This is a genomic window from Pseudomonas viridiflava, from assembly GCF_900184295.1.
Classification (GTDB): domain Bacteria; phylum Pseudomonadota; class Gammaproteobacteria; order Pseudomonadales; family Pseudomonadaceae; genus Aquipseudomonas; species Aquipseudomonas viridiflava.
In genome coordinates this window covers 2,944,609-2,970,180 of the sequence record NZ_LT855380.1, presented here as the reverse complement: position 1 = coordinate 2,970,180, position 25,572 = coordinate 2,944,609, and the positions used below count along the sequence as shown (strand labels likewise).

The window sequence follows — 25,572 nt, the reverse complement described above, 5'->3', positions numbered from 1 at the left end:
AATGAAAATTATCGGGTTTCGACGGCGTCGGGCTGTGCCTCGGCGCGCTCGTCGTTGACAGGCTTTTCTTTCACGGGCGCTTCATTGACGGGGAAGCGCCAGGCGCAAGGCAAAGCCAGGAAAATCAACAGTCCGGTGGCGATAAACACTTCGCTGATGGCAGACGGCGTGGCGGTCGGCCCTGCGGAACTCAGGCGGAATTCGAGCCACAGGGAAGCGATGACAATCCCCAGCGACGCCACCAGACGCCGTGAAATGTTGTTCATCGCCGCGCCCTGCGTAACCATCGGCTCAGGCAAGGCATTTAGGCCGGCTGTGGTGATGGGCATGTAGGACAGACCCAGTCCGGCGCCGCGAACCATCATCAGGACGAACACCACGCCTATCGCCGCATCGGACTTGAGCAGACCCAGCGCCAGCGTCGACAGCCCGGTCAGCAACAGGCCGATGGCGACCACCTTGCGTGGCCCATGCCGATCCAGTGCCTTGCCGCCCCACTGTCCGAACAGGCTGGCGAACGCCGCCGTGCAGAGCAGCGACAGACCGGTCCAGATCGGGTTGTAGCCCATCACGGTCTGCACCAGCAGCGGCAACAGCACCAGGCACTCGAACATGCCGACCGATTGCACCACGGCGACGATCACACTCAGTCGGTAGCCGCGCAGATTAAACAGACGCAGGTTCAGCAACGGATCCTTGCGACGCAGTTCCACGCGGACAAACGCGATCAGGCAGGCCACGGCGACCAACACCATGGCCTGATTGAGTGGGTCCAACAGCGCCTCGGCATGGTGCATGCGACTGATGGCCACCATCAGCAGGCCGATCCCTGACGCGATCAGCAGGTAGCCAATCAGGTCGAAAGGCTTGCGTTCCGCAGGTTCGGACGCAGGCAACACGCCGACGCCCAGCAACAACGCCAGCAGGCCAATGGGCACATTCATCAGGAACAGCGAGCGCCAGCTGAACCACTCCAGCAGCAGGCTGCCGCACAGCGGTCCCAGTGCCGGAGCGAGCATCACGGCGGCGCTCCAAAGCCCGGTCACCCTGCCCCGCTCATGCTTTTCATACACGGCGAAGATGATTGCCAGCGACAACGGAATCATCAGTCCGCTGGCCACGCCCTGCACCACCCGCGCCGCGATGACCAGCGCAATGGAATTGGCCAGTGCGCCCAGCAGTGACCCACCGATGAACAGCGCAACACCCCACAGGTACAGACGCTTGCGCCCGACCCGCTGGCTGAGGAAGCTGGTCAGCGGCATGGTCATGCCCATGCTGGTCATGAACGCGGCGACGATCCAGGTGGCCATCAGCGGACCAATCCGGAACGCTTCCATGAACGTGGGCAGCGCCGGGTTGAGTGAGCTGTTGCTCAGGCTCACGGTCAGTGTGCCCAGTAAAACGTTGATCACCACCCAACTGCGCGGGACGTTGAAGCCGGATTTCACCGAAGGTCCTCCCGGATCCGTTCACCGTTGCGTATGAAATGCTGCGCCGGACGCGGATGGCAGAGAAAATCCACATGGGAAATGTTGAACCCATAGGCGCCCGCCAACGGCAGCACCAGCAGATCACCGATCTCGACGCCCTTGAACGGATGTTTGCGACTCAATACGTCCTTGGGCGTGCATAGCTGACCGACCACGGTGCAGGCCTTTTCCTCGGATTCGGCAGTCTGTGGCACGTTGGGCAGATGAATGACCGGGTGATCATGGCTCTGGGCCACCGGCAGACGGAACTGATGGGTACCGCCGCGGCACACCAGAAAGTGCTCGCCGTGACTGGTTTTCATGTCCAGCACTTCAATCGCGTAATAACCGCAATAGGCGCTGATGAACCGGCCTGGCTCGAAACGCAGGATCGGCGCATCGGCCTCCTCGCCCAGGCGTTTTTCCAGATAACGGCAAAAGCGCTGCCAGTCGAAGCGCTGACCGCTGAGGTAATCGACACCAATACCGCCGCCCACGTTGAAATGGGTGACCTGCTCCGGGTGACGGGTCAGGGCTTTCCATTGCGGCCAGCGCTGCAGGTACAGATCGATCAATTGCTCGTGTCGCTCGACCGATTGCTGGTGCGACATGGCATGCACATGAAAGCCCTTGAGCGACAAGTGACTGGCGCTGTCCACGCGATGCACGGCTTCAGCCAGGTCCGCTTCGTCGATGCCGAATGGCGTGGCGGTTCCGGCCATGGCCAGTCGGCTCGACTGGGTGGGCGGCAACTGCGGATTGATGCGGATGAACACCGGCTGCACGCGCCCGACTTCGCTCGCCAGTCGCTGCAGACGTTCGATTTCGTTGAGGCTCTCCACATGGAAGGCCTCAACCTTGTTCAGCAGCGCGCTGCGCAGGTCCGAGTCCAGCTTGCCGGGGCCTGAGAACACATAGGGTTTGCGCATCGGACACGCCATCACCCGCTCGATCTCCCCTCCCGAGGAAATCTCGAAACCGCTGACCAGCGGAGCCAGCGTCGCCAGTACCGGCGCTTCGCTGTTGGCCTTGATCGCGTAATACAGTTCCACGCCAGCAGGCAGCGCTGCCATGACCTCGCTCACATGCTGTTCAAGGGCGTCCAGATCGTAAACGAAGGCAGCCAGCGGATCCGTCTCCAGCGACCGGGCCTCGTTTATGGCGGCACGCACCGTGTCAGGCAACTTATGCATAACGCACCTCTTCCTGCTCGGCGTAACGCGCTTCCTCGCCCCACGGCGATGCCAGACGCACGTAATTGGCTTCGCGGTCGGCCTTGGCCGCCAGACGCACCTTGAGGTTGGTCTTGCAGGCAATCGAGTGGCCTGCAATCAATGCATCCAGTTCCGGCGCAGGACGTACCAGTTCCTCGCGAATGCTGCGCAGCTGTTGTTCGACCTGCTGCCACATCAACGGCGCCAGGTGCGGCCGCTCCCAACTCAGGGCCAGCACGGCCTCGGACAGGTTGTTGATCAGCAGGCAGTAAGTGATGCGGCTCCAGCCCTGCTCGCGGGAGTAAGTCAGCGACTGGCGAATGCGCGGGTGCAGCCCGACCTCGATGGACTTGATGCCGAGTTCGTCGGTGAGTTTGACGCCCTCAAAGTCGCGCAACAGCAACTGTCGAGGCTGGCCGTTATCGTGAATCAGCACGGCATTCTGCAAATGCGGCTCCATCACCACGCCATGGTTGAAGAACAGCGCCATGACCGGGCGCAGCAGCAAGGCCTGGTATTGATCAAACCATGTCAGCAGGTCCTCATCACCAAGTTCCCAGCCTTTGAAGCGCTGCAGGAAATCATGCACCAGCGGCCGTGAGCGCAGGTCGCGAGCGAACAAGGTGCCCGCCATCACGCTGCGGTCGGCACCGGAGCGAAGGCAGAAGTTTTCCCGCAGAATCGCGCCGGTCTGTTCGCGAAACCAGTGGGCATCGGTTTCGCCGACCCCTTTGGGTGCCCAGCTCATCGAACCCGGTTCAGCCACCGTGGACAGTCCACCGAGGGTTTCTGGCTGCGTCTGCTGCAGGCGCTGGAACAGTTCGTCGATGATCAGCGTGCTTTCCAGCTCATACCAGGCGTTTTTCCTGACACAGTTGGTGATGCGCACATTCAGTGAGCCCTTGATGAAATAGTCGTGGCCTTCGATGTACCAGGTGCGCATCGAAGCCGTCGGGCTGGCCAGTGGTCCGGTCGTGCCGAGGTCTGTGACCTCACCCAGCTCCAGCAGACGCTGTACGCGACGATCCTGCATGAACAGCTCAGCCTGCACCGGGTGCATGCAGATCAGCGCGTGTCCGGGACGGGCCTTTGCCTGATCGACAAAACCGGCCATGACCTGTGTGTCGCTCAGACCGTTGGAGGTGATCCGCAGCCCTTCCATCGGCACTTCGAACAGGTGAAGCGCGGTCTTCGCCTGAAACTCCGGCGCGTAGGTTTCCTGCGCCAGATGTTTAGGCCACAGCCGTGCCTTGGGCGCGGGATGATTGGGGTGACCGAACCACAGACCCTGTTCGCTGGCCAGGTAACCGCTCAACGGCTCCGGGTGCTCACCCGCCATGTTGTGGGCCACGATGGCGGCCGTCAGGTGCTGGCTTTGCATGACCTGATCGAGCAGTTCGTCGTTGCTGGCGCGGGTCATGTGCTCACAGGCGCTGAGCAGTTGCTGAACGAACTCGGGAAATGCCGGGCACTGCCAGCTGCCCTGTCCACGCCGTGCATAGACATCGGAAAGGTAGCGGTGGCTGCCCAGACCGTCGCGACGATCCACCAGCACGAAGAACTGTTGTTTATTGGGCAGGCTGATGGTCAGCGGGATGCCTTTCCACTGGCCGCCATCGACAAAACACCCAGGCGCGATGCCCTGCATGCCCTGCGGCCAGGTGTAATGAAGGCAGTGTTCCGGCAGTGCAAATTCCTTTATCAGGCAATTGAGTAACGCGCGGGTCGTCGCCAGCTCGCTCACCATAGTTGATAAAACGGTGCGATCGGTATTAGTCATGTCTGCTCCACAGTCGCTTTACGCTGACTGTCTAAGTGACATCGCAACAAAGTGTCAGATAATCATCTGCTGCGAAAACAACTCAAGCATTTGCCCGGCTTATCACTCGGCACGCCATGGCCAGATAAACCCTGTCAGCAAATACGCTACGTTCGTTCGGCCCGAAGTTCTGACCGGTCCAGATTGTCTTGAATAACAATAACGTGATGAAGTTATTGAGTGCGCAACTGACTCAGCGCGGCCTTGAGTGCCTCTTCGAATCGCTGGATAACCAGTTGGCACTGTTCGTCCGTGATGATCAGCGGTGGTAACAGGCGGATCACGTTGCCATTACGGCCACCCCGCTCCAGCAAAAGTCCCTGTTTGAAACACTGCTGCTGAATGACCAGCGCAAGTTCGGCGTCTATCGGAAAACTGCCGAGACGATCTGCAGGTTTGCGCTCGTCGACGATCTCGATGCCGAGCATCAGACCGCGCCCACGTACCTGCCCCATGGCCGGGTAATGCGGTTGCAAAAGCGTCAGTTGATCCTTGAGCCACTGCCCGCGTCTGGCGGCCTGTCCGGCCAGGTTCTGGCGCTGTAGCACTTCCAGCGTGGCAAGACCTGTGGCCATTGCCATCTGGTTGCCGCGGAAGGTGCCGGAGTGATTGCCCGGTGCCCACGCGTCGAACTCACGCCGGATGCCCAGCACGGCAAGCGGCAGACCGCCACCGACTGCCTTGGACATGACGATGATGTCCGGTTCGATACCGGCATGCTCGAAGGCGAACATCTTGCCGGTGCGGCCAAACCCGGCCTGTACTTCGTCAAGGATCAGCAGAATGCCGTGTTTACGGGTCACTTCGCGGATCTGCCGCAGCCAGCTGTCCGGCGCGGGATTGACGCCGCCCTCGCCCTGCACGGCTTCCAGAATCACCGCAGCCGGAAGCGATACGCCACTTTCGACGTCTTCGATGAACTGGGTGAAGTAGTAGCTCAGCGCTTCGGTCCCGGCCTCGCCACCGAGGCCCAGCGGGCAGCGGTATTCGTGCGGGTACGGCAGAAATTGCACGCCGGGCATCAGGCTGGCGACCGCATCTTTCGGCCCGGTGTTGCCGGTCAGCGCCAGAGCGCCGTGGGTCATGCCGTGGTAAGCGCCGGAGAAGCTGATGATGTTGCTGCGCCCCGTGGCGGTTTTCGCCAGCTTGATCGAGGCTTCCACCGCATCGGCGCCGGACGGGCCGCAGAACTGCAGGCAATAGTCCCGACCCTGCCCAGGCAGCAGGCTCAGCAATGTCTCGCTGAAAGCGTCCTTGACCGGCGTGGTCAGGTCCAGGGTATGCATCGGCATACCCGAGGTCAGGAAGCCGTCGAGGCTGGCCATGATTGCTTCATGGTTGTGCCCCAGCGCCAGCGTTCCGGCCCCGGCCAGGCAGTCCAGATACGTGTTGCCCTCAACATCCGTTACCCAGAGCCCATGTGCCTTGGCAATCGCCAGAGGCAACTTGCGCGGGTAACTTCTTACATTGGATTCAAATCTCGCCTGCCGGGCCAGATAGTTGGCATTGGTTTTATGCGAAGACGTAGTAGACTGCAATAAGCCATCATTCAACATGGGGTAACCCTCGCTAAGTTCGGGATGCAAACTATTCTCATTTCCAGAAAACTGCAAGTCCGTTACTGAAATTTAATTCTGAATTTAATATGACAATACATGCGTGCTTGTTTAATGAGAGGCGCACAGCATTACGCCAACTAACGCTGGATATATTCAACGCGTCCGGACTCATCAACGTCGGCGTATCGGTTATTGCCTTTTTGAAGGCCGCACTTTGATTACGTTATAAGTGAGCTATTTATTTATTCAACTGGCACTTTGCATGGCGTTCTCTCTGTCAGAGTCGTTGCGCATTGAGTCGTGAAGCGCAGGCGCCCTTCCCTGGGCAGCGCATGAGTGATGGATCAGAAACCCACAGTGGCCGAGATCAGATAGGTTCGGGGTGTTGCGAGCGTCAGACCAGGCTCGCTGTCGTCAGAGGCGCCGGCAGAGCTCCAGTAGCGCTTGTCCATGACGTTCTCGACGTTGGCCCGCAGCGTGACGGTCTTCTGATCGACCTTGAAGGCATAGCGCGCGCCGACGTCGAAGCGCTCGGACGAATCGATGTCCTTGGTATTGGCCTGATCCAGGTATTGGGAACTGGTGTAGATGCCCCGCCCGGTCAGCGTCAGGCCCTGTACGGTCGGCACGTCCCACTCGGCCCCGATATTGACGTTGTATTCGGGCGTGGCAGGCGCACGGTTGCCGTCAAATGTGCCGCCAGTGGTGTTTTTCAGTTCGCTGTCGATGTACATCACGCCGCCCAGCAGGCGGAAACCCTTGAGCGGCTCGCCGAACATGGTCAGCTCTACGCCGTTGTTCTCACGCTTGCCGTTAGGGCCGAACACGCGGGAGGCGGCATTGGTTTCGTAGGCGGGCTGTTTGATGCGGAACACGCTGCCGGTAAAGGCGAACGAACCCAGGTCATATTTGGCACCCACCTCGACCTGACGGCTGATGAAGGGCGGGAAGATCTCGTCTTCGTTGATCGAGGTCGATGGTGCGATCTTGCCCTGGCTCAGGCCTTCCATGTAGTTGGCGTACACCGACAGCTCATCGGTCACCTTGTACAGAATGCCGCCCGACGGCGAGACCTTTTCCTCGTCGTACGCCGTGTCGCCCTTGACGTTGTTGGTCCAGTCATCGACCTTGACCCGCTGCCAGCGTGCGCCCAGGGTCAGTAGCAGGCGATCGTCGAAAAAGCCCAGCGTGTCGGACAGCGCCAGACCGCTGAAGCGGTTTTCGGTGTAGACCTTGTCATCCCTGCGTGTCGGGTTGGCGGGCGTCGGCGTGTCGACGGGGTTGAACAGGTTGCTCGGAGACGCCGCGTAGCGGGCACCGCCATTCTCGAAGTCCATGTAGAAGTAGCTGGCCGCCAGGTTCACTTCGTGGCTGACCGGACCGGTCTTGAACCAGTTGCGCACACCGGCCGTGGCCGTGCGTACGTTTTCGTCGCGGGTGAAGTCGCGCGGCTGAACGCTGAAGTCGCCCGCATTGTTGGTGATCGAAACCGCATGGCGCAGGAAGTCATGGTCGCTTTTGCGCGCGCCCACGCCGCCGTACAGCATCACGGAATCGTTGACGTCGTATTCGGCGTTGACCATGCCGAAGGTGTCCTCGGTGCGTGCCTTGCTCCAGGGTTGCGCGTAGTTGTCCCGCACATCGTTGGCGTTCGGCACCTTGGCGTTCGGGCCAATCTGGACGCGTTCCTGTGGCGCATCGGTGTTGCGTTCGGTGTGCCCGATATCGGTCGAAAGGCGCAGACGCTCACCTCGGAAGTCCAGCCCCAGGACCGCCATCTGGCGGTCAACACTCTGGTGGTCCCAAGTGGTATCGCCGGACTGCTTGACGCCGTTGAAGCGGATACCGAACTTGTCTTCGTCGCCAAAGCGGCGGGCGATGTCCACTGCACCGCCAACTTGGCTGTCGGAGGCATAACTACCAGTGAACTCGGTGATCGGCTTGTCTGTGGCGCGCTTGGGCACCACGTTGATGCCGCCGCCGACACTGCCACGCGGCGAGATGCCGTTGACCAATTGGCTCGGCCCTTTGAGGATGTCCACGCGCTCGGCCATTTCCATGTCGATCGTGTAGGTCGGCAGGATGCCGTACAGGCCGTTGTAGGAAACGTCGCTGTTGAACAGGCTAAGGCCGCGAATGGTGAACTGCTCGTAGCGTCCGCCCGCCGGGTTGGTGGCGCGTACCGAAGGGTCGCTGGCGATCAGGTCACCCAGCGTGCGGGCCTGCTGGTTCTTGACCGCTTCCTGGGTGTAGGTGGTCATGCTGAACGGCGTGTCCATGAAGTCCCGCGCGCCGAGCATGCCTTGCGAGCCACGGCGGGCAACCTGACCGCCCGCATAGGCCTGACCATCAGTCGTGCCGCCGGCACCGAGAATCGAGGTGGGCGCCAGTTCCAGGCTGCCGCTGCTCGGCGCCGGGACCAGCGTGTAGGCCTGTTCGCCTACCGGCATCAATTGCAGGCCCGAGCCTTGCAACAAACGCGCGAAGCCTTCCTCGACCGCAAAGTCTCCGGACAGGCCTGCGCTGTTGCGTCCGTTCACCAGTGCAGGGTCTACCGACAGATTCACACCGGCCAGGCCGGCGAAACGGGTCAGCGCGGCGCTCAGACTGCCTGCCGGAACCTCATAGGCGCGGCGCCCCGAGGTTTCCGCCCAACTGTTGGAGATGAACAGCGGGCTGGAACTGAGGGTCAGCAACAGACTCAAGTGCAAAAGCGGACGTAAACGATAAGGAGGCACTGCGGACATGTAGGGAAGCTCTCGTAGTTTTTTGTTCACTTACCTGGAATGACCAGTGAGGCGAAAAAAAGGGACAGGCTTCACGCACTATTTTTTGCAGAAAGATTTTTGCGAGGCACCAGCGTCACCCAGTAGCGGGTCCGCATATGCACATCCACCTGCAGGCTGGCCGCCAGCAGCGAAAGGACACGGTCCGTGTCGTCGAGCCGGAAACTGCCCGTAACACGCAAGTTTTCCAGTTCAGGCTCCCAGCGCAGCAACCCTGGACGGTAGCGACCGAGTTCACGCAGGAAGCTGCCCAACGGCTGGTTCTGGGCGGTCAGCACGCCGTCGCGCCAGCCTGGCAACAGGGCGTCGAAGGCGCTGACCGGCCCTGCCCCCTGAGGCCGCAGACTGATCTGCTGTTGCGCAAGCAGGTTTAGTTCAGCCCCTTGCAACGGCTGCAACCGCACGCTGCCGCTGACCACCGAGACCCGGCAATCGTTGGCGTTGAGACGCACGCAGACTTCGCTACGGCTGACGATGATCCTGCCATACGGAACTTCGATGGTGAGCGGCGTACTGCCCGACACCTTGAGCGCCATCTCGCCGCGTACCAGTGTGACTTGCCGGGTGTTCAGGTCGACGTTCACCGCACTGTCGGTATTCAGTTGCAATTGGCTGCCGTCGGCCAGCGCAAGGCGCTTGTGCTCACCGATGGAGGTTTGCAGGTCGGCGCGCCAGACGTCTATCGGCAACTGCCGCCCCAGCAGCCAGACGGCCGGAACCAGTGTCGCCACCCCAAGCGCCCTTTTGAGGGCCGCGCGCCTTGCCTTTTCGGGGCGGTCGAGGGTGGCCATCGCCAGATGGGATGGCAGGCCGAAAAAACGTTGACGCAACTGCTGAGCCTTTTGCCAGGCGCGCTCGTGGCTGCTGGCGCTGTCGCGCCAATACTGAAGTTTGACGTAATCCTCATCGCTGGCACCGCCAGACTCCAGCAACGCAAGCCAATGCGCCGCTGCGCGTGCGACTTCGCGATCTTCGCTGGACAGCGACTGACGAATCACCAGTCCACCAACAGACAATGTTCGTAGGCTTGGGCCATGTAACGTTTGACGGTGCGTTCGGAGACCTGCAGACGTTCGGCGATTTCGCGATAACCCAGGCCTTCCAGCTGACTCCACAGAAACGCCCTGCGCACGACGGCTGACAGTCCATCCAGCAACTCATCCAGCGCTTGCAGGGTTTCCAATAGCAGCCAGCGCTGTTCGGGAGACGGAGCAGCTTCTTCAGGGAGCTGAGCCAGCGCTTCGAGATAAGCCTGCTCCAGACTGCGACGGGTATAGAAGTTGCTCAACAGGCGCTTGCCGACGGTCAACAGATAAGCACGAGGTTCCTGCATATCGGCGATCTGCTGGGAACTGGACAGCACGCGAAGAAACGTATCCTGGCTAAGGTCCGCAGCATCCCAGGCATTGCCCATGCGCCGTCTCAGCCAGCTTTCCAGCCAGCCATAGTGGTCGCGATACAGGGAATGTAGAGAATGGTCCGTTGACGTCGCTGCTTCGATCATGTCGAGAGGCCTTGCGCTATGGATGTGTCAAATGAGACTCATTCTAATTAGTGTTATATCCCGAGTCCACGCACTTTTTCGATTAAGCCCCCGCCGTCGCTGGGCCGAGAGACTGTCAAAACCGCGCAACGGCACGGTTTGCAACGGTTTGGCTGATGATCGAACCTTGACAGATTGTTGTTACGCTGAGCCTGCCAGCGCACACAGCTCGACGCGATCAAGCCGTTTTTCGACACGGCCCTGCTTGATCAGCAGCGCCCGGTCGCACAGATGGGCAACGGTATTGATGTCATGACTGACAAGAATCATGGTCATGCCCGTTTCCCTGCGCAGCGTCTGAAGCAGATTGAGTATTTCCGCCTGTACCGTCATGTCCAGCGCTGAAGTCGGCTCGTCCAGCAACAGTAATGCAGGATTCAACTGCAATGCCCGGACGATGGCCACGCGTTGCCGCTGGCCGCCGGACAACTGATGGGGATACCGGTCAAGAACCTCGGCGGGCAACCCGACCCGTTCCAGCGACGCGATCAGACTGGGCTCGTCGAACGGCAGCCCGTTGATCTGCCGCGGTTCGCGCAGACTGCGCCGAATCCGGTGCAGTGGATGCAGTGATGCATAGGGGTCCTGAAACACCATCTGTACCTGCCGACGCAATGCACCCTTGAACGCATGCTGTGCCGTGAGCGGCTGGCCCATCAGATTCACCCTGCCCTGCCAGTCACGGTGCAGGCCGGCGAGTACGCGCAGCAAGGTCGATTTGCCTGAGCCGGAGCCGCCGATGAGCCCGAAGCATTCGCCCGGTTCGATCCGCAACCCGTCAAGTTCCAGCGCAGTGAAATGACCGAATCCCCGTTTGAAGCTCACGGTCAGATGTTCAATATCCACCGCGTTCATGACAGTTCCTCGATCAGGCTTCGGTCCAGAGTGGGCAGTGCCTGACCATGAGTCTGTGCCGAGGGCTGACAGCTCCAGAGCGTGCGCGTGTACGGATTGCTGGACGTGGCCAGCTCAGTGGCGCGACAACGGTCGATAATCCTGCCGCGGTACATGACCAGCGCACGGTCGCAGTAACGGGCAACCAGTGGCAGATCGTGGCTGATCAGCAGCAACGCCATGCCCCGCTGCCGGACCAGCCGTAGAATCAACTCAAGCATCTGGTCACGCAGGCCGCTGTCCAGCGCAGAGGTGGGCTCGTCCGCGATCAGCAGTCTGGGATCGTTGATCAGCATCGCGGCGAGCATCACCCGCTGGCCCATACCGCCGGACAATTCATGTGGATAGCTGTGGTAAAGCGATGCGGGATCGGGCAATCCCACGGCATCGAGCATGTCCAGGACTTTCTCGCGGCTTTCGCGGCGACCCAGCCGGGTATGCAGCACCAGTGCTTCCTCGACCTGAGTGCCGATCTTCAGCACCGGGTTGAGCGAGTACCTGGGGTCCTGCAAGACCAGCGACAACCGTGTTCCCCTCACCTGTTGCCATTGCCGGGCCGACAATCCAAGCAGATCATCGCCTGCCAGACTCAGTCGCTCGGCCGTCACCTGGCCGGGACGTGCGACCAGTCCCATCAGCGCCCGCGCAGTCAGTGATTTGCCCGAACCTGACTCACCGACCAGCGCCACGGTCTCGGTGCCGATCGTGAAGTCGATACCCTTCACCACCTCGATCAGGTCCGAGCCCGGCCCGGGGAAGCCGATGCGCAGGCCTTTGACGTCCAATAATGATGATTCATGCGCCATGGCGGGGATCCAGTACGTCGCGCAGGCCGTCGCCCAGCAGATTGAAAGACAGGCTCGTCAGCAGAATGGCGATGCCCGGTACTGCTGCTACCCACCACTGATCGAAGATGACCCGGCTGCCTTCGGCAACCATCGAACCCCATTCGGCCATGGGCGGTTGGACGCCCAGTCCGAGGAACCCGAGCCCTGCGGCGGCGAGAATGATGCCGCCCAGGTTCAACGCGACCCGAACGATCACGGATGGAAGGCACAGCGGCAGCACGTGCCCGATCAGCAGGCGCATCCCTCGTATGCCTTGCAGATGGGCGGCAGCCAGATAGTCACTGTTACGCAGCACGCTGGTTTCCGCCCGGGCCTGACGCGCATACGCCGGCCAGGCCGTCAGGGACAGCGCCAATGCGCCGTTGAGCAACCCCGGCCCGAGAATCGCCACAAATGCCAGCGCCAGTACCAGTTGCGGAAAGGCCATGATCACGTCGGTCAGGCGCATCAGGATCCGCTCCGTCCAGCCGCCATAGAAACCCGCTGTCACACCAACCAGCACACCAATCGGCAGGGTCAGCAGCAAGACCAGCGACACCAGCAGCAATGTGGGACGTGTGCCATGCAGCAAACGGGTAAACAGGTCTCGGCCAAACGCGTCGGTGCCCAGCCAGTGAATGGCCGAAGGCGGTAATAACCGATCCTGAATATTTTGCGCGTTCGGATCAAAGCCACTCAGCAGTGGGGCGAACACCGCGACCGCTATCAATAAGGCAATGAACGATACGCCGATGGTCAGTGCCGGTGAGCGACGCCAGATGCTTGAAGCCGAAAGGCCTTCGAAGGCTACAGAAAGGTTCATGACAGACCTCGCGTGCGTGGGTCGATCATGCCCGCCAGCACATCGGCCAAGCCGTTGATCACTACAAAACAGAGACCGATCACCAGCGTACTGCCCAGAATCGCAGGCACATCGCCTGCGAATAAAGCGGTCGTCAGGTAACGTCCGATTCCCGGCCACGCGAATACCGTCTCGGTGAGAATGGAGCCTTCCAGCAGGCTCGCATAGGACAGCGCAACGACTACCACCAGAGTACCGGAGACATTGGGCAGCGCGTGACGCAACAGCACTCGGCCACGCCCTGCGCCTTTGGCCAGTGCGGTGACCACGTATTCCTTGCCCATTTCGCCCAGCAACGCCGAGCGAGTCATTCGGCAGATCCCGGCCATGGAATGAAAGGCCAGTACCAGCACGGGCAACACCAAATGCGCAAATGCGTTGGCGAATGCGCCGGTCTCACCGGAGCGCCAGGTGTCCCAAAGCATCCAGCCGCTTGAGAGGTCGAGGGTGTACAGATACGAATCGTCGAGCCGCCCCGGCCCGCCTGCCCATTGCAGCCGGGCATAGAACAACAGGAGCATGAGCAGGCCAAGCCAGAATATCGGCACCGAATAGCCAAACAGCGAAAACAGCCTGACCGAACCATCGACCCAGCCGCCCGGTCGCCATGCGGCCAGCAGGCCCAGCGATAGCCCAAGGCTGCTACCGAGCAGGATGGCCAGAGTGGCAAGCTCCAGTGTCGCCGGTATCGCCCGGCTCAAGCCTTGCAACACCGGTTGACCAGACGTGCTGGAAACGCCCAGATCGCCCTGCCTCAAGTCGTTCAAATAACGCCCGAAACGTGTCGGCCATGGCTGATCCAGCCCCAGATCGCTGCGCACCTGGGCGAGCGTGGCCTCGCTGGCGCGGTCACCGGCAATTCGCAGCGCCGGATCGACCGGCGACAGCGTGGTCAACATGAAGGTAAAGAACAGCAACCCGATGAGCGTGACCGCCAGCGATAACACCCCGCCAGCCGCCACCTTGATCCTGCGCGCAGCCCCTACCCTCACTTGGACTTGCTCACCTGATCGAAGTAAGGCAGCGATGCAGTGATGTTCTGCAGCACGCCTTCAACACCATCGTGCACGGCAACCTGGTTCTGCCCTTGCAGCGCGACCACGTAGGGTGAGCTGTCCTGCACGGTCTTCTGCAGATGCGTATACAGCGCCACACGTTTTTGCGGGTCGCGTTCGGCTGCGGCAGCGCGGGTTTCCTGACTCAATTGCGGGATATCCCACTGGGTACGCCAGGCCAGGGTCTTGGGTCCGTTGGCGACGTTATAGGTGAAGGTGCTGGCGTTGGAGTGTGGGTCCAGATAATCCATGCCCCAGTAGGTGAAGATCAACTGGTAGTCCCGGCTGCGCATCTTGGCCCATAACTCGCTCTCGACCAGAGGCCGCACCGAAATATCGATATCGGCCTTGGCGAAACTGGCCTGCAATGCCTGAGCAATATCGGTGTAGGGCGGCTGATTGAAGACGCTCAGTTCGACCCTGGTACCTGGCGCGATCCCGCCTGCCTTGAGAATAGCCCTGGCCTTGTCCACATCCAGCTTGAACGGCTTGTCGCTTAACGAACCTGCAACCCCGTTCGGCAGAAACGCTTGATGCACGCTGTACTGATTCTTCAGCAGGTCTTTGGAAATGCCCTGATAGTCCACCAGCCAGCGAGCCGCTTCCCAGAAAGCCGGATTCTTCAAGGCAGTCACTTGAGTGTTGCCGCTGTTGATGCCCAGGTAATAAATCATCGACGAAGGAAAGCGCTGCACGCTGACGCCTTTCTGGTTTTCCAACGCGCTGAACTGATCGGCGCCCAGATCGAATGCCATATCGGCATCGCCCTGCACCACCAGCAGACGACGGGTTGCCGGGTCGGTCACGTTCTTGATGACCACGGTCTTGAGTTTCGGGGCTTTGGCTGCATGAGGGTTGGCCTGCAGCACCAATGCCTCGTGAGGAACATAAGTACGCAAGGCATAAGCGCCGGTGCCCGCGGAGTGCGTCTTCAGCCAGCCATTACCAAAATCCGCGCCCTGCGCGTGCTTCTGGACCTCTGCCGCATCGACGATGAAACCCACAGGTGTGGCCGACAGAATGCTCAACGCAAATGAGCTACCCACTGCCGCAGACCAGGCGATTTTCACATGGTTGTCGTCGACCCGCGTCACAAAGCTGTCGACGTTCTCTGCAGTCCAGCCCAGTTCGCCCAGAATGAACGCAGGTGTCTTGTTCAACTTGACCACACGGGTCAGCGAGTAGATGACATCTTCCGGGCGCACGTCGGCGCCCGAGGAAAATCGGGCGCCTTTTCGCAGTTCGAAAACCAGGCTCTTGTCATCACTGCCCGCCTCCCAGCCTGATGCCAGCGAAGGCACCAGATCGGACGGCTTATCACGGTCCGGTTCGATCAGGCGCTGGTAAATGTTGGCCAGCGTATTGGTGGCCGTTATCTCGAAACTTTCGGCAGGGTCAAGGCTTGCGATGTCATCGATGGAACGCGCCACTACCAGCGTATCCGGGGGCGTCAGTGCCCAGGCTGAACTGCTGAGTGTGATCGCCACTGTGAGAGCTGTCAGACGCCGCATCGTGCATTCCCTTATGAAGATGAGTTATTGGGAAGCGACGATAAAGCGCATTTGGTAATAAAAAAAAGACCGTTTAGTCATTAACTTATTCCGCTTTGCACGACCTGTTTCTGACAACCCCATGACTGAAGGCAACCGAGGCAGCAGGGATTGATGACAGAACGAATATGAATACATTTCGCAATCAATAAGAAAATAATGAATTTGTTTCATTATCAAGCGATGCCGACAATGCGCGGACTTACCGCACTGGAGATGTATCGCTATGGCACTGGCTCATTCACTCGGCTTCCCCCGCATAGGCGCAGATCGGGAACTCAAGAAAGCACTGGAATCCTATTGGAAAGGCGACGTCGATCAGCCTGCACTGGAAAGAGTCGGTCGTGACCTGCGTGCCCGTCATTGGGCTGTGCAGCGTGATGCGGGCATCGAGTTGCTGCCGGTAGGCGACTTTGCCTGGTACGACCAGGTGCTGAGCCATTCTCTGGCGTTCGGCGTTATTCCCAAGCGTTTCGCCTCGACGCTGGGAGAGGCTGGACTACCGACACTGGACACTCTTTTCGCCATGGCGCGTGGGGCGAGTACGGCATGTTGTGGCGAGCAGTCGAGCACGCAATATGCTCAGGAGCTGACCAAGTGGTTCGACACCAACTACCACTATCTGGTACCTGAATTCACGGCGGACCAGACCTTCCTGCTGAGCTGGACTCAGTTGTTCGATGAAGTCGATGAGGCGCTTGCGCTTGGTCATGAAATCAAGCCGGTGATCATCGGCCCACTGACGTATCTGTGGCTTGGCAAAGCCAAGGGCGATGACTTCGACAAACTGGAATTGCTGGAGCGCCTGCTGCCTGTCTACGCTGAAATCCTGAACCGACTCGCGGAAAAAGGCGTGGAATGGGTTCAGCTCGACGAGCCGATCCTCGCGCTGGACCTGCAACCCGAATGGAAAAGCGCATTCGCACTTGCTTACCACAGGCTGCAACAAGCGCCACTCAAAACCCTGGTTGCCAGCTATTTTGGCGGCCTCGAAGACAACCTCACGCTGGCGATCGATTTGCCTGTAAATGGGCTGCACATCGACCTGGTGCGCGCACCCGAACAGCTCGCCGCTGTTCTGGCGGCGTACCCTGAAGACAAGGTGCTTTCGGTCGGCGTAGTCAATGGTCGCAACGTCTGGCGCTGCGATCTGGACAAGGCGCTGGCGCACCTTCAAGCGGCGCATGAGCAACTGGACGAGCGTTTGTGGGTGTCCAGTTCGTGCTCCTTGCTGCACAGTCCGGTGGACCTGGCCAGCGAAGACACGCTAGACGCAGAACTCGAAGGCTGGCTCGCCTTTGCGGTGCAGAAATGCGCTGAGATCGCAATATTGAGCAAGGCGGTCGTCAACCCGCATGGGAATGATGTTCAGCAGGCACTACAGACCAGCCGGAGCCAGCAGGCAAGTCGCGCACACTCCAGTCGAATCCATAAAACCGAGGTGCAGGCGCGGCTGGCCACGATTGGCGCTGCCGACATTCAGCGACTTTCGCCATTCGCACAACGGATAGAACTGCAGCGGTCCCGCTTGGCGTTGCCGCTATTTCCGACTACAACCATTGGTTCTTTCCCACAGACATCGTCGATTCGACTAGCCAGACAGGCTTACAAGCAGGGCAAGATTTCGATCAGCGACTATACCGACGCCATGCACCATGAAATCCGCCATGCCGTTCAGGTGCAAGAGCGTCTGGGACTGGACGTGCTGGTGCATGGCGAGGCCGAGCGTAACGATATGGTCGAGTACTTCGCCGAGCAACTGGACGGCTACGCCTTCACCCGTTTCGGCTGGGTGCAGAGTTATGGTTCGCGCTGCGTGAAGCCTGCAATCATTTTTGGCGACCTCAGTCGGCCAAAGGCGATGACGGTCGAGTGGATCCGCTATGCGCAGGCGCAAACCGACAAAATCATGAAGGGCATGCTCACCGGGCCGGTCACCATGCTGATGTGGTCATTCGCACGCGAGGACGTGTCTCGCAAGGTTCAGGCTCAGCAACTGGCCCTGGCGATCCGCGATGAAGTGGTGGACCTGGAAGCGGCGGGTATCAAGATTGTGCAGATCGACGAAGCCGCATTTCGTGAAGGGTTGCCACTGCGGCGTGAGCAATGGGCCGAGTACTTGAACTGGGCCGTGGAAGCTTTCCGTCTGTGCGCATCGGGCGTGCGCGATGAGACGCAGATCCATACCCACATGTGCTACAGCGAGTTCAATGACGTGATTGAATCCATTGCTGCCATGGACGCCGACGTGATCACCATTGAAACCTCACGGTCGGACATGGAGTTACTGGAAGCGTTCGAAGCCTTCGATTACCCGAACGATATCGGTCCCGGCGTCTACGACATCCACTCCCCGCGCGTTCCCGAGACCCATGAAATGGTCAACCTGCTGCGCAAAGCGGCCAAACGCGTGCCATCGGAACGTCTTTGGGTCAATCCCGATTGCGGCCTGAAAACCCGTGGCTGGCCGGAAACCGAGGCCGCTCTGGCGGGCATGGTCGCTGCAGCACGTCAGTTGCGGGCTGAGCTGGCATAGCGGCTGCGCAGACGCAGAATTATTGCGCATAGCTTGTCGGCGACAGGGTCAGCCCAGTGATGAACGTATCGCTGGAAAACCCCGGCCGCTGGCAAGCTTCCTTGCGCCGCCAGGTGTTCCCTGCACCTTCGCCCTTCGGCCTGACCAGCCACTCCGACACCCCAAGATTAACCTCCGCATTTACGGCAGATAATTTCCCTTCGCTCTAAATCGTCATCTTTCGCAGGCACGCTAGTTCAACTAAATAAAAATATTAGTTTATGTGACTGCCAAGTCGTATTAACGTCTCAAAGACGTCAGTAGTTCTGAAATCATGGATGAGCAAGATGACCCCTACACTACTTCCCCAGATCGGCAGGGCCATAGCCAGCATCGGCAGCGGCCATTTCTCGAGCATGTTTCATGAGTTGATCAACTCGCAATTGACCGTGGATGCCACCCACCTTTACTTGCTGCCAAGGCCCTGGCAAACGCCGAAAGCGCCGGTTTCCACGGTGTTCAACGAGACCGTGACTTCCCCTCGGGCAGCCTCGCGCTTCACCGATTCCATCCAGTTGAACCCGGCACAGGAATCGCCCAGCTATTGCTGCAAGATCACGGCGTTTCGCGGACGCCCGTCCAGTGATTTCTCGATGACCGAGCGACGCCGCCTGGAGGACATCTCTCCGCTGCTGTTTTCGATTCTGGAAAAGCACGTCGACGCCCTGCAACTGGCCACACTGGAGGCCGAATCGAAGAAGCCAGAGGGCCTCGAAGACCGCTTTCACGAGCGACTGCGCGAGACCGGACTGATGCTGTCAGAGCGCGAATTGCAAGTGTGCGTGGGACTGCTGACCGGCCAGACCGCCATGGAACAGGCAGAGCGTCTGGCACTCAAGGTCAGCACGGTGAGCAGCTACCAGCGTCGGGCAGCGGTCAAGCTGGGCATCAGCGGACGCAACTCGCTGATGCGCTGGATGTACGCGTCGCCCGACGAAATGCCGTCGAGCGACCGGAGCCGTACGCCGGTCTTCAATCCCGCGCCAGCGCTTCGATAGGGTCGAGCCTTGCTGCATTGCGGGCCGGTACGAAGCCGAACAACACGCCGATCAGTGTCGAACAGCCAAACGCGGTGACCACCGAGGCCATGGAAAAGACCATTTCCCACTGTTTGACGAACAGCGTGAACAGGTAGCCGATGCCATAGGACAGGCCGATGCCGATGACGCCACCGATCAGGCAGACCATGACCGCTTCCACCAGAAACTGCTGGCGGATATCCGACTGTCGGGCACCCACTGCCATGCGAATCCCGATCTCCCGGGTTCGCTCGGTGACCGACACCAGCATGATGTTCATTACCCCGATGCCTCCCACCACCAGCGAGATTACGGCGATCAACGACAGCAGCAACGTCAGTGAACGACTGGTTTTCTGCACCGTCTGCATGACGCTGTCCAGGTTGTTGGTGAAAAAGTCCTTGGTGCCGTGACGCTGCAGCATCAGCGCCTTGATTTCTTCTTCCACCACCTTGCTGGGCATGCCGTCCTTGACCCGTACGCTGATGCTGTCCAGGTGACGCTGGCCAAGCACGCGTCCGGCAGCCGTCTCGTAGGGCATCCAGATGTTGAGCGTATTGCCTGCAATGAACAGGTTCTTGTGATCGCTGGTAACGCCAATCACGGTGCACGGCAGCTTGCCGATCAGGATCACCTTTCCGAGCGGATCGACGCCGGGGCCGAACAGGCGCTGGGCGGTGTTGTGGTCCAGCACCACGACCTGCGCCTGACGCCGGGCGTCCTGATCGTCAAAGGTGATACCGGCTGCCAGTTGAATGTTGCGCACCTGGAAGTAGCGACTGCTGACGCCATTGAGCTGTGCATCGACGTCGATGTTGCGGTAGCGCACCAGCATGCTGCGCCCGACCACCGGGGTGGCGCTGTCGATGTAATACATCTGATTGAGCGCCGTGACGTCCGATGGCAGCAGCGTTTCGATGGACTTGGCCCGACTGTCGCCGAAGTTGCTGCCCGCGTAGATGTCGATGGTGTTGCTGCCAATCGACTGGATGTCCTTGAGCACGTAACGCTTGGCGCCTTCGCCGATGGCCGAAATCGAGACCACAGAGGTGATACCGATGATGATCCCAAGCATGGTCAGCAGCGTGCGCATGCGGTGCGAAATCAGCGCGATCCAGGCCATGTTGAACGCTTCGCGAAACAGGCCGAAGCTGGCGATCATGCGGCGCCGGGCGGTGGCCGTTGGCTGCAGTTCAGGCTTGGGTTCAGCCACCGGCTGCACACGTGGCGAGGTGCGCCTGTCGCTGATGATTTCACCGTCGCTGACTTCGATGACCCGCTCGGCATTGGCCGCGACTTTCGGGTCGTGGGTCACGAGGATAACGGTGTGCCCCATTGCATGGAGCTCCAGCAGGATGCGCATGACCTCCTTGCCGCTGGTGGTGTCCAGTGCGCCGGTCGGTTCGTCGGCAAGAATCACCTCGCCGCCGTTCATCAATGCCCGGGCGATACTGACCCGCTGCTGTTGCCCGCCTGACATCTGACTCGGGCGGTGCTCGAGATGCCCGCCCAGCCCGAGGCGCGTCAGCAGTTCCTGGGCACGCTGGTGACGCCCGGCCTGCGAAGTGCCCGCATAGACGGCCGGAATCTCAGTGTTGCGCACGGCATCCAGGTGCGGCAGCAGGTGGTAACGCTGAAAAATGAAGCCGAAATGATCGCGCCGCAACGCAGCCAGTGCGTCGTCATCCAGATCACGGGTCTGCTGACCGGCGACCCGGTAGATACCGCTGCTGGCGTTATCCAGGCAACCGAGAATGTTCATCAGCGTGGACTTGCCCGAGCCGGAAGCACCGATGATCGCCACCAGCTCACCGGCATGAATCGACAGATTGATCTGCTTGAGGACGGTGACCTCGCGATCCCCGGCCATGAAGCTGCGACTCACGTTCTCCAGTTGCAGCAACGGCTGCTGCGCTGCAATCGAGGCTTCGTGCAGGTCGGCGACTTCTACCTTCTGGTTCATATCAGGCCCCTGCCACAACCGCGGTCGGATCGCCTATGACCACCTGATCACCTTCGACCAGCCCGTCCTTGATCTCCGCCTGCACGTTGTTGTTGATGCCGACCTGAACCTTGCGCTCCTGAGCGAAGCCCTTGGCGTCCACCACCCGTACAAAGGAAGAACCCTCGCTGGTCCGCGAACCAAGGGCGGCCACGGGTACGGTAATCGCGTTGCGCGCCGTGCCCAGAACGATGCGCACCTGAGCGGTCATGGCGATGCGCAGGCGCTGATCCTGATTCGGAACTTCGAACAGCGCGTTGTAGAAGACTGCCGAGTTCTGCCGGGAAGCCGAGCTGCCACTTTCGGTTTCCAGGTAATCCTGCGGCGCAGGCTCGGTGCCGCGCAGCTTGGCGTAGTAGCGTTTGTCCTCACCCAGAATCGTGAAATAGACCTCCTGCCCCGGCGTGATATGGATAACGTCCGCTTCCGACACTTGGGCCTTGATGGTCATGGTCTCCAGATCGGCCAGCTTCAACAGCACCGGCGCCAGTTGTTGGGCGATGACAGTCTGGCCTTCCTGCGTGACGATACCGACCACATCACCATCAATGGGCGCAATGATCCGCGTGTAGCCCAGATTGACCTTGGCGGTGTCGATCTGCACCTGAGCGCTTTTGATTTCAGCGTCCAGAGCCCGTACGTTGGCCTGCTGCATTTCGTAGTCGGACTCGGCGCTTTCGAAGTCCTGACGGGATACCGACTGATCGGTCTGTAATTCCTTGTAGCGGTCATACAGACGCTTGGCCTGTTTCATCTGAGCCTGCGCCGAGGCCCGCTGGGCCTTGAGCTTTTCCTCGTCCACCTCCGCCTGACGCAATGTGTTGCGCAATACCAGCGGATCGATCTCTGCCAGCCACTGGCCTTTCTTGACCTTGTCGCCCAGCTTGACCTTGAGCGACTTCAATTGCCCCGACACCTGAGCGCCGACATCCACCTGCTTGATGCCTTCCAGCACGCCCGTGGCGAGTACGGCGTTCTCGATGTCACCACGCTCGGCCTTGGCGGTAATGTACGCGGGCGGTTTGGCCGGTGCCTCGACGGCATACAGCACGGCACCCGCCACCAGTACCAGCGCAGTGATCAATCCCGTCTTGCGTAATTTCGACTTGTTCATAGAGGCCTGCTGATCCTTGAAGATCGCGCCCGCTCATGGGGCGACGACTGATTTACCGTTTTCCATGCGCAGCCCCAGAGCAGGCCGAATGCCTGCCGCCGGGGTTTTATTCAGGGTTTCATGAGAGCGTTTCCCGCACACTGACCGGCTGCCTGTCGTACCACCATGCCGCCAGGCTGTAGACGTCGGGCGTCTTGAGGATGCTGAAATGATCGCCAGGACCGTTCCACAGCGTCAGTTGCGGCACTACCTGCTGCCAGCCCTGAGTCATGTCGCTCTGCTCGACGCGATTGGCCGCTGCATCCAGTGCGGGATCGGTCAGCAGCACCAGACTCGCGGGCCCGGCGTAGCCTATTTCCGGCCGATACAGGGTGCGCAATGCACTGGAGAACGTGCGCACGATGCCGTTCAGCGCCTGTGGCGCAATCCGTGAGGACAGCAGGCCAACGCGCACCATGGCCTCACGAAGCTGCACTGATTGAGCCGCGTCGTCAGCGTCGGCGAAGGCCTGCGTATCAAGCCCGAGGTCCTTGCCGCTGGACAATTGCAGCGCATTGATCAGCCGCTGCACCGCCGCCGTGGCGGTGTATGGCTTGCCGCAGGTCGTGGTGTTGCCGGGCGCTTCGCTGTCGATCAGGGTCAGGGAAAGCACTTCGCGCCCCTGTGCCTGCAACCTTCCCGCCATGGCATGCGCCACCCAGCCACCAAACGAATGCCCCACCAGATGCAGCGGCCCTTGCGGGTACAGGCTCTCGATTTCCCGCACATAGCTTCTGGCTGCGGCGTCGACACGGCTGTGAGGCACGTAACGGCCTTCCAGTCCGCGCGCCTGGAACCCGTAGATCGGCCAGTCAGGCCCCAGCGCTTCGGCCAGACCGATCAGGCTGGTGACACTGTCTCCCGCCCCCGGCACACAAAACAGCGGTGCACGGGCATTCTGTCCGCTCTGGATGGCCAGCAATGACTTGTAGACCTGGGACGGCTGCACAGCACCGGCCTGAGCGGCCAGCGCCTTGCCCAGCGCCTGTCCCAACACATGGACATGGGGCGCCTGCATCATGCTCATGTGATCGCCCGGCACGCTGACGCAATGCAGTTGCCCGGCAGGCAGGACATCGGCCCAACCATGGTTTGAGTCCTGCCCGCTGGCGGCATCGCTCGGTGCATTCTGTAGCTGTTCGGCGCGGAACAGATGCACCGGCAGGCTCATCGGTTCGAGCCGATAATGAGCCAGCGCATGACCGTGAGCCAGTTCGCGCTCCAGGTAATGACGCAACTGCAGATCGCTCGCCTCGGCCAGTTCCGGATACAGCAATTGTTCATCCCGACACAGCTGCAACAACGTCTCGAATGCAGGCATGTCGGCCTGTTCCTGCAGGCTGACAAGGCGCATCAGTGGCGTGACGCCAGCCTTGCCTTGCGCCTGCCAGTACGCCGCGCAATGTGCCAGCAGCTCGCGTTCAAGCAGGTGCGGACCTTCCCAGCGCGCCTTGCCCTGGTCGGTCAGACGCGGCACGTAGCTGTCCAGCAGCCCGACGAAGGAGACGGTTTCATCCATGCCCAGCAGTTGCGTGGCCACTTCATAAGCCAGCACGCCGCCGAACGACCAGCCTGCCAGTCGATAAGGCCCGTGCGGCTGCACACCACGAATCCGCTCGAGCAGTCCGGCTGCCAGACCTTCCAGCGTATTGAGTTGCGGTTGTCCCAGGCCGATGCCGGGCAGACCGTAGATCGCAAAATCGCCGTCCAGATGCTGCCCCAGCACCGGGAAATAGGCGTCCAGACCGGTGAAGTCGTGGATCAGGAACAGCGGCGTACCATGGCTGCCCTCACGTACCGTGATCACCTCAGGCGTGTCGGCAGTGCCGTCAGGTCGTTGCTCAAGCAGCCCGGCCAACGCTGCAATGCTCGGGTGCTGGAACAGCTCTGCCAGACTCAGCGACAGACCGGATTTCTGCATCAGGCTGACCAGACGGATCGCCAGCAACGAGTGACCGCCCAGCTCGAAGAAGCTGTCGTGGCGGCCGACCCGCTCGACTTCCAGCACCTCGGCCCATAGTTCGGCCAGGCGCTGCTCCATCGGCGTCTCGGGTGCCTGATAAGTGGCGGTTGCCAGCGCATCCAGGCTCGGCACCGGCAGTGCCTTGCGGTCCACCTTTCCGTTCTGGGTCAGCGGCAGTGCATCCAGCGCGACATAAGCCGCAGGCACCATGTACTCGGGCAAATGACCCGTAAGGTGCGCTCGCAACGCGGTTGCATCGAGCTGCGCATCCAGACAGGTGTAATAAGCCACCAGTCGCAATCCGCCCTCTTCCATCTGCCGCGCCACGACCACGGCTTCGCCGATGCCCGGGTATGACGCCAGTTGCTGCTCGATCTCGCCCAGTTCGATACGCACGCCGCGAATCTTCACCTGGTCGTCATTGCGTCCCAGGTATTCCAGCGTGCCATCGGCCAGCCAGCGAACCAGGTCACCGGAGCGATACATCCGCGCTTTGGGCTGCTCGCTGAACGGGTCATCGAGGAAGCGTTCGGCGGTCATGTCCGGGCGGTTCAGGTAACCCCGGGCCACACCGTCACCGCCGATGTACAGCTCGCCGGGCACACCCAGCGGCACCGGCTGGCAACGCGCATCCAGCACGTAGAGGCGTGCGTGGGACACCGGTTTGCCGATGTGCAGCACGCCGCCCGGCGACATCTCGCCGGAACTGGCAACGACTGTGGTTTCGGTCGGGCCGTAGTTGTTGATCACAGTAAAGCCGGGGTCGCGAGGGAACTGTCGCAGGCGGTCGCCGCCGATCAGCAGCGTGCGCAACGTCGGATGACGCAGTTCGCGGCTGAACGCGTATTCGGCAACCGGCGTCGGCAGGAAGGCCACCTGCAGCGGCTGGGCAATCCACCAGTCGAGCAGCGCATCCAGTTGCTCATTGCCGATCCCGGCAGGCGGCACGTGCAGTGTTGCCCCGGCGCAGAGCGCAGGCCAGACCTCCCAGGCCATTGCGTCGAAGCCGAAACCGGCGACGCTGGCGGTATGGCTGCCAGCGTGCAGGTCGAAGGCCTGACAATGCCAGTCCACCAGATTATTGAGGGTTCGATGCTCGACCATCACACCTTTGGGCAACCCGGTGGAGCCCGACGTATAGATCACGTAGGCCAGATGGTCGACGGTCAGGTGCACGACCTGCGGATTGTCCTCACGCATTGGCCAGTCAGCGCGGTCCAGTGTCACGACCCGCACTGCCAGCGGTGGAAGCCGCTCCAGCAGATCGGCCTGAGTCAGC

At 60.7% G+C, this 25,572-nt stretch carries 17 protein-coding genes (1 of these 17 only partly in view); 2 read left to right on the top strand and 15 right to left on the bottom strand.

From position 1 onward, the window contains the following. Nucleotides 1-8: 8 nt before the first annotated feature. The 12 genes from CFBP1590_RS13405 to CFBP1590_RS13350 form a co-directional block, all read right to left on the bottom strand. The gene (locus CFBP1590_RS13405) at nucleotides 9-1,451 is read right to left on the bottom strand and encodes a DHA2 family efflux MFS transporter permease subunit (protein ID WP_058432862.1); all 1,443 of its coding nucleotides are present in this window, start codon (nucleotides 1,449-1,451) and stop codon (nucleotides 9-11) included. Continuing rightward, nucleotides 1,448-2,665, bottom strand: a complete 1,218-nt coding sequence (locus CFBP1590_RS13400) for a type III PLP-dependent enzyme (RefSeq protein ID WP_058432861.1) — start codon at nucleotides 2,663-2,665, stop codon at nucleotides 1,448-1,450. Before CFBP1590_RS13400 ends, CFBP1590_RS13405 begins: the two co-directional genes overlap by 4 nt. Next, on the bottom strand, nucleotides 2,658-4,466 hold the full coding sequence (locus tag CFBP1590_RS13395) for an IucA/IucC family protein (RefSeq protein ID WP_088235226.1): 1,809 nt from the start codon (nucleotides 4,464-4,466) through the stop codon (nucleotides 2,658-2,660). Before CFBP1590_RS13395 ends, CFBP1590_RS13400 begins: the two co-directional genes overlap by 8 nt. 212 nt (nucleotides 4,467-4,678) lie before the next feature. Continuing rightward, nucleotides 4,679-6,061 (bottom strand): diaminobutyrate--2-oxoglutarate transaminase, encoded by a 1,383-nt coding sequence (locus CFBP1590_RS13390; RefSeq protein WP_088236411.1) that lies wholly within the window; start codon nucleotides 6,059-6,061, stop codon nucleotides 4,679-4,681. A 347-nt stretch (nucleotides 6,062-6,408) separates the two neighbouring features. Then, entirely contained in the window at nucleotides 6,409-8,811 is a 2,403-nt protein-coding gene (locus tag CFBP1590_RS13385; protein ID WP_088235225.1) for a TonB-dependent receptor, read from the bottom strand. Nucleotides 8,812-8,882: 71 nt separating this feature from the next. Next, nucleotides 8,883-9,848, bottom strand: coding sequence for a FecR domain-containing protein (locus CFBP1590_RS13380; protein WP_088235224.1), 966 nt, complete (start codon nucleotides 9,846-9,848; stop codon nucleotides 8,883-8,885). Further along, nucleotides 9,845-10,354, bottom strand: coding sequence for a sigma-70 family RNA polymerase sigma factor (locus tag CFBP1590_RS13375; RefSeq protein ID WP_004882203.1), 510 nt, complete (start codon nucleotides 10,352-10,354; stop codon nucleotides 9,845-9,847). The genes CFBP1590_RS13380 and CFBP1590_RS13375 overlap by 4 nt, the downstream gene beginning before the upstream one ends. Nucleotides 10,355-10,534: 180 nt before the next feature. Beyond that, a complete protein-coding gene (locus CFBP1590_RS13370; RefSeq protein WP_088235223.1) occupies nucleotides 10,535-11,248 on the bottom strand; it encodes an ABC transporter ATP-binding protein in 714 nt (237 codons plus the stop codon). Next, nucleotides 11,245-12,093 (bottom strand): ABC transporter ATP-binding protein, encoded by an 849-nt coding sequence (locus CFBP1590_RS13365; RefSeq protein ID WP_088235222.1) that lies wholly within the window; start codon nucleotides 12,091-12,093, stop codon nucleotides 11,245-11,247. The genes CFBP1590_RS13370 and CFBP1590_RS13365 overlap by 4 nt, the downstream gene beginning before the upstream one ends. Next, nucleotides 12,083-12,937 (bottom strand): ABC transporter permease, encoded by an 855-nt coding sequence (locus tag CFBP1590_RS13360; protein ID WP_088235221.1) that lies wholly within the window; start codon nucleotides 12,935-12,937, stop codon nucleotides 12,083-12,085. Before CFBP1590_RS13360 ends, CFBP1590_RS13365 begins: the two co-directional genes overlap by 11 nt. Then, the gene (locus CFBP1590_RS13355; RefSeq protein WP_029242687.1) at nucleotides 12,934-13,944 is read right to left on the bottom strand and encodes an ABC transporter permease; all 1,011 of its coding nucleotides are present in this window, start codon (nucleotides 13,942-13,944) and stop codon (nucleotides 12,934-12,936) included. The genes CFBP1590_RS13360 and CFBP1590_RS13355 overlap by 4 nt, the downstream gene beginning before the upstream one ends. Nucleotides 13,945-13,964: 20 nt before the next feature. Then, nucleotides 13,965-15,542 carry an ABC transporter substrate-binding protein gene (locus CFBP1590_RS13350; protein ID WP_088235220.1) on the bottom strand — a complete coding sequence of 526 codons (1,578 nt, stop codon included), beginning with the start codon at nucleotides 15,540-15,542 and terminating at the stop codon, nucleotides 13,965-13,967. 265 nt (nucleotides 15,543-15,807) lie between these two features. On the opposite strand from CFBP1590_RS13350, the gene metE reads away from it, so the two are divergent. Together metE and CFBP1590_RS13340 are read left to right on the top strand one after the other, a co-directional pair. After that, a complete protein-coding gene (gene metE / locus CFBP1590_RS13345) occupies nucleotides 15,808-18,117 on the top strand; it encodes a 5-methyltetrahydropteroyltriglutamate--homocysteine S-methyltransferase (RefSeq protein ID WP_088235219.1) in 2,310 nt (769 codons plus the stop codon). Between the two features lie 326 nt (nucleotides 18,118-18,443). After that, entirely contained in the window at nucleotides 18,444-19,154 is a 711-nt protein-coding gene (locus tag CFBP1590_RS13340; protein ID WP_029242690.1) for a helix-turn-helix transcriptional regulator, read from the top strand. Here the strand turns inward: CFBP1590_RS13340 and CFBP1590_RS13335 are convergent. The 3 genes from CFBP1590_RS13335 to CFBP1590_RS13325 all read right to left on the bottom strand — a co-directional run. After that, a complete protein-coding gene (locus CFBP1590_RS13335) occupies nucleotides 19,129-21,138 on the bottom strand; it encodes a MacB family efflux pump subunit (protein WP_088235218.1) in 2,010 nt (669 codons plus the stop codon). The genes CFBP1590_RS13340 and CFBP1590_RS13335 overlap by 26 nt on opposite strands. Nucleotide 21,139: 1 nt before the next feature. Beyond that, nucleotides 21,140-22,291, bottom strand: coding sequence for a macrolide transporter subunit MacA (macA, locus tag CFBP1590_RS13330; protein WP_088235217.1), 1,152 nt, complete (start codon nucleotides 22,289-22,291; stop codon nucleotides 21,140-21,142). Between the two features lie 118 nt (nucleotides 22,292-22,409). Further along, a protein-coding gene (locus CFBP1590_RS13325) for a non-ribosomal peptide synthetase (RefSeq protein WP_088235216.1) crosses the window boundary here: on the bottom strand, nucleotides 22,410-25,572 show its final stretch. Its footprint extends 14,579 nt past the window's final position; the window shows 3,163 of its 17,742 coding nt (coding positions 14,580-17,742); its start codon lies off the right edge, out of view — the gene reads right to left on this strand; the stop codon is at nucleotides 22,410-22,412.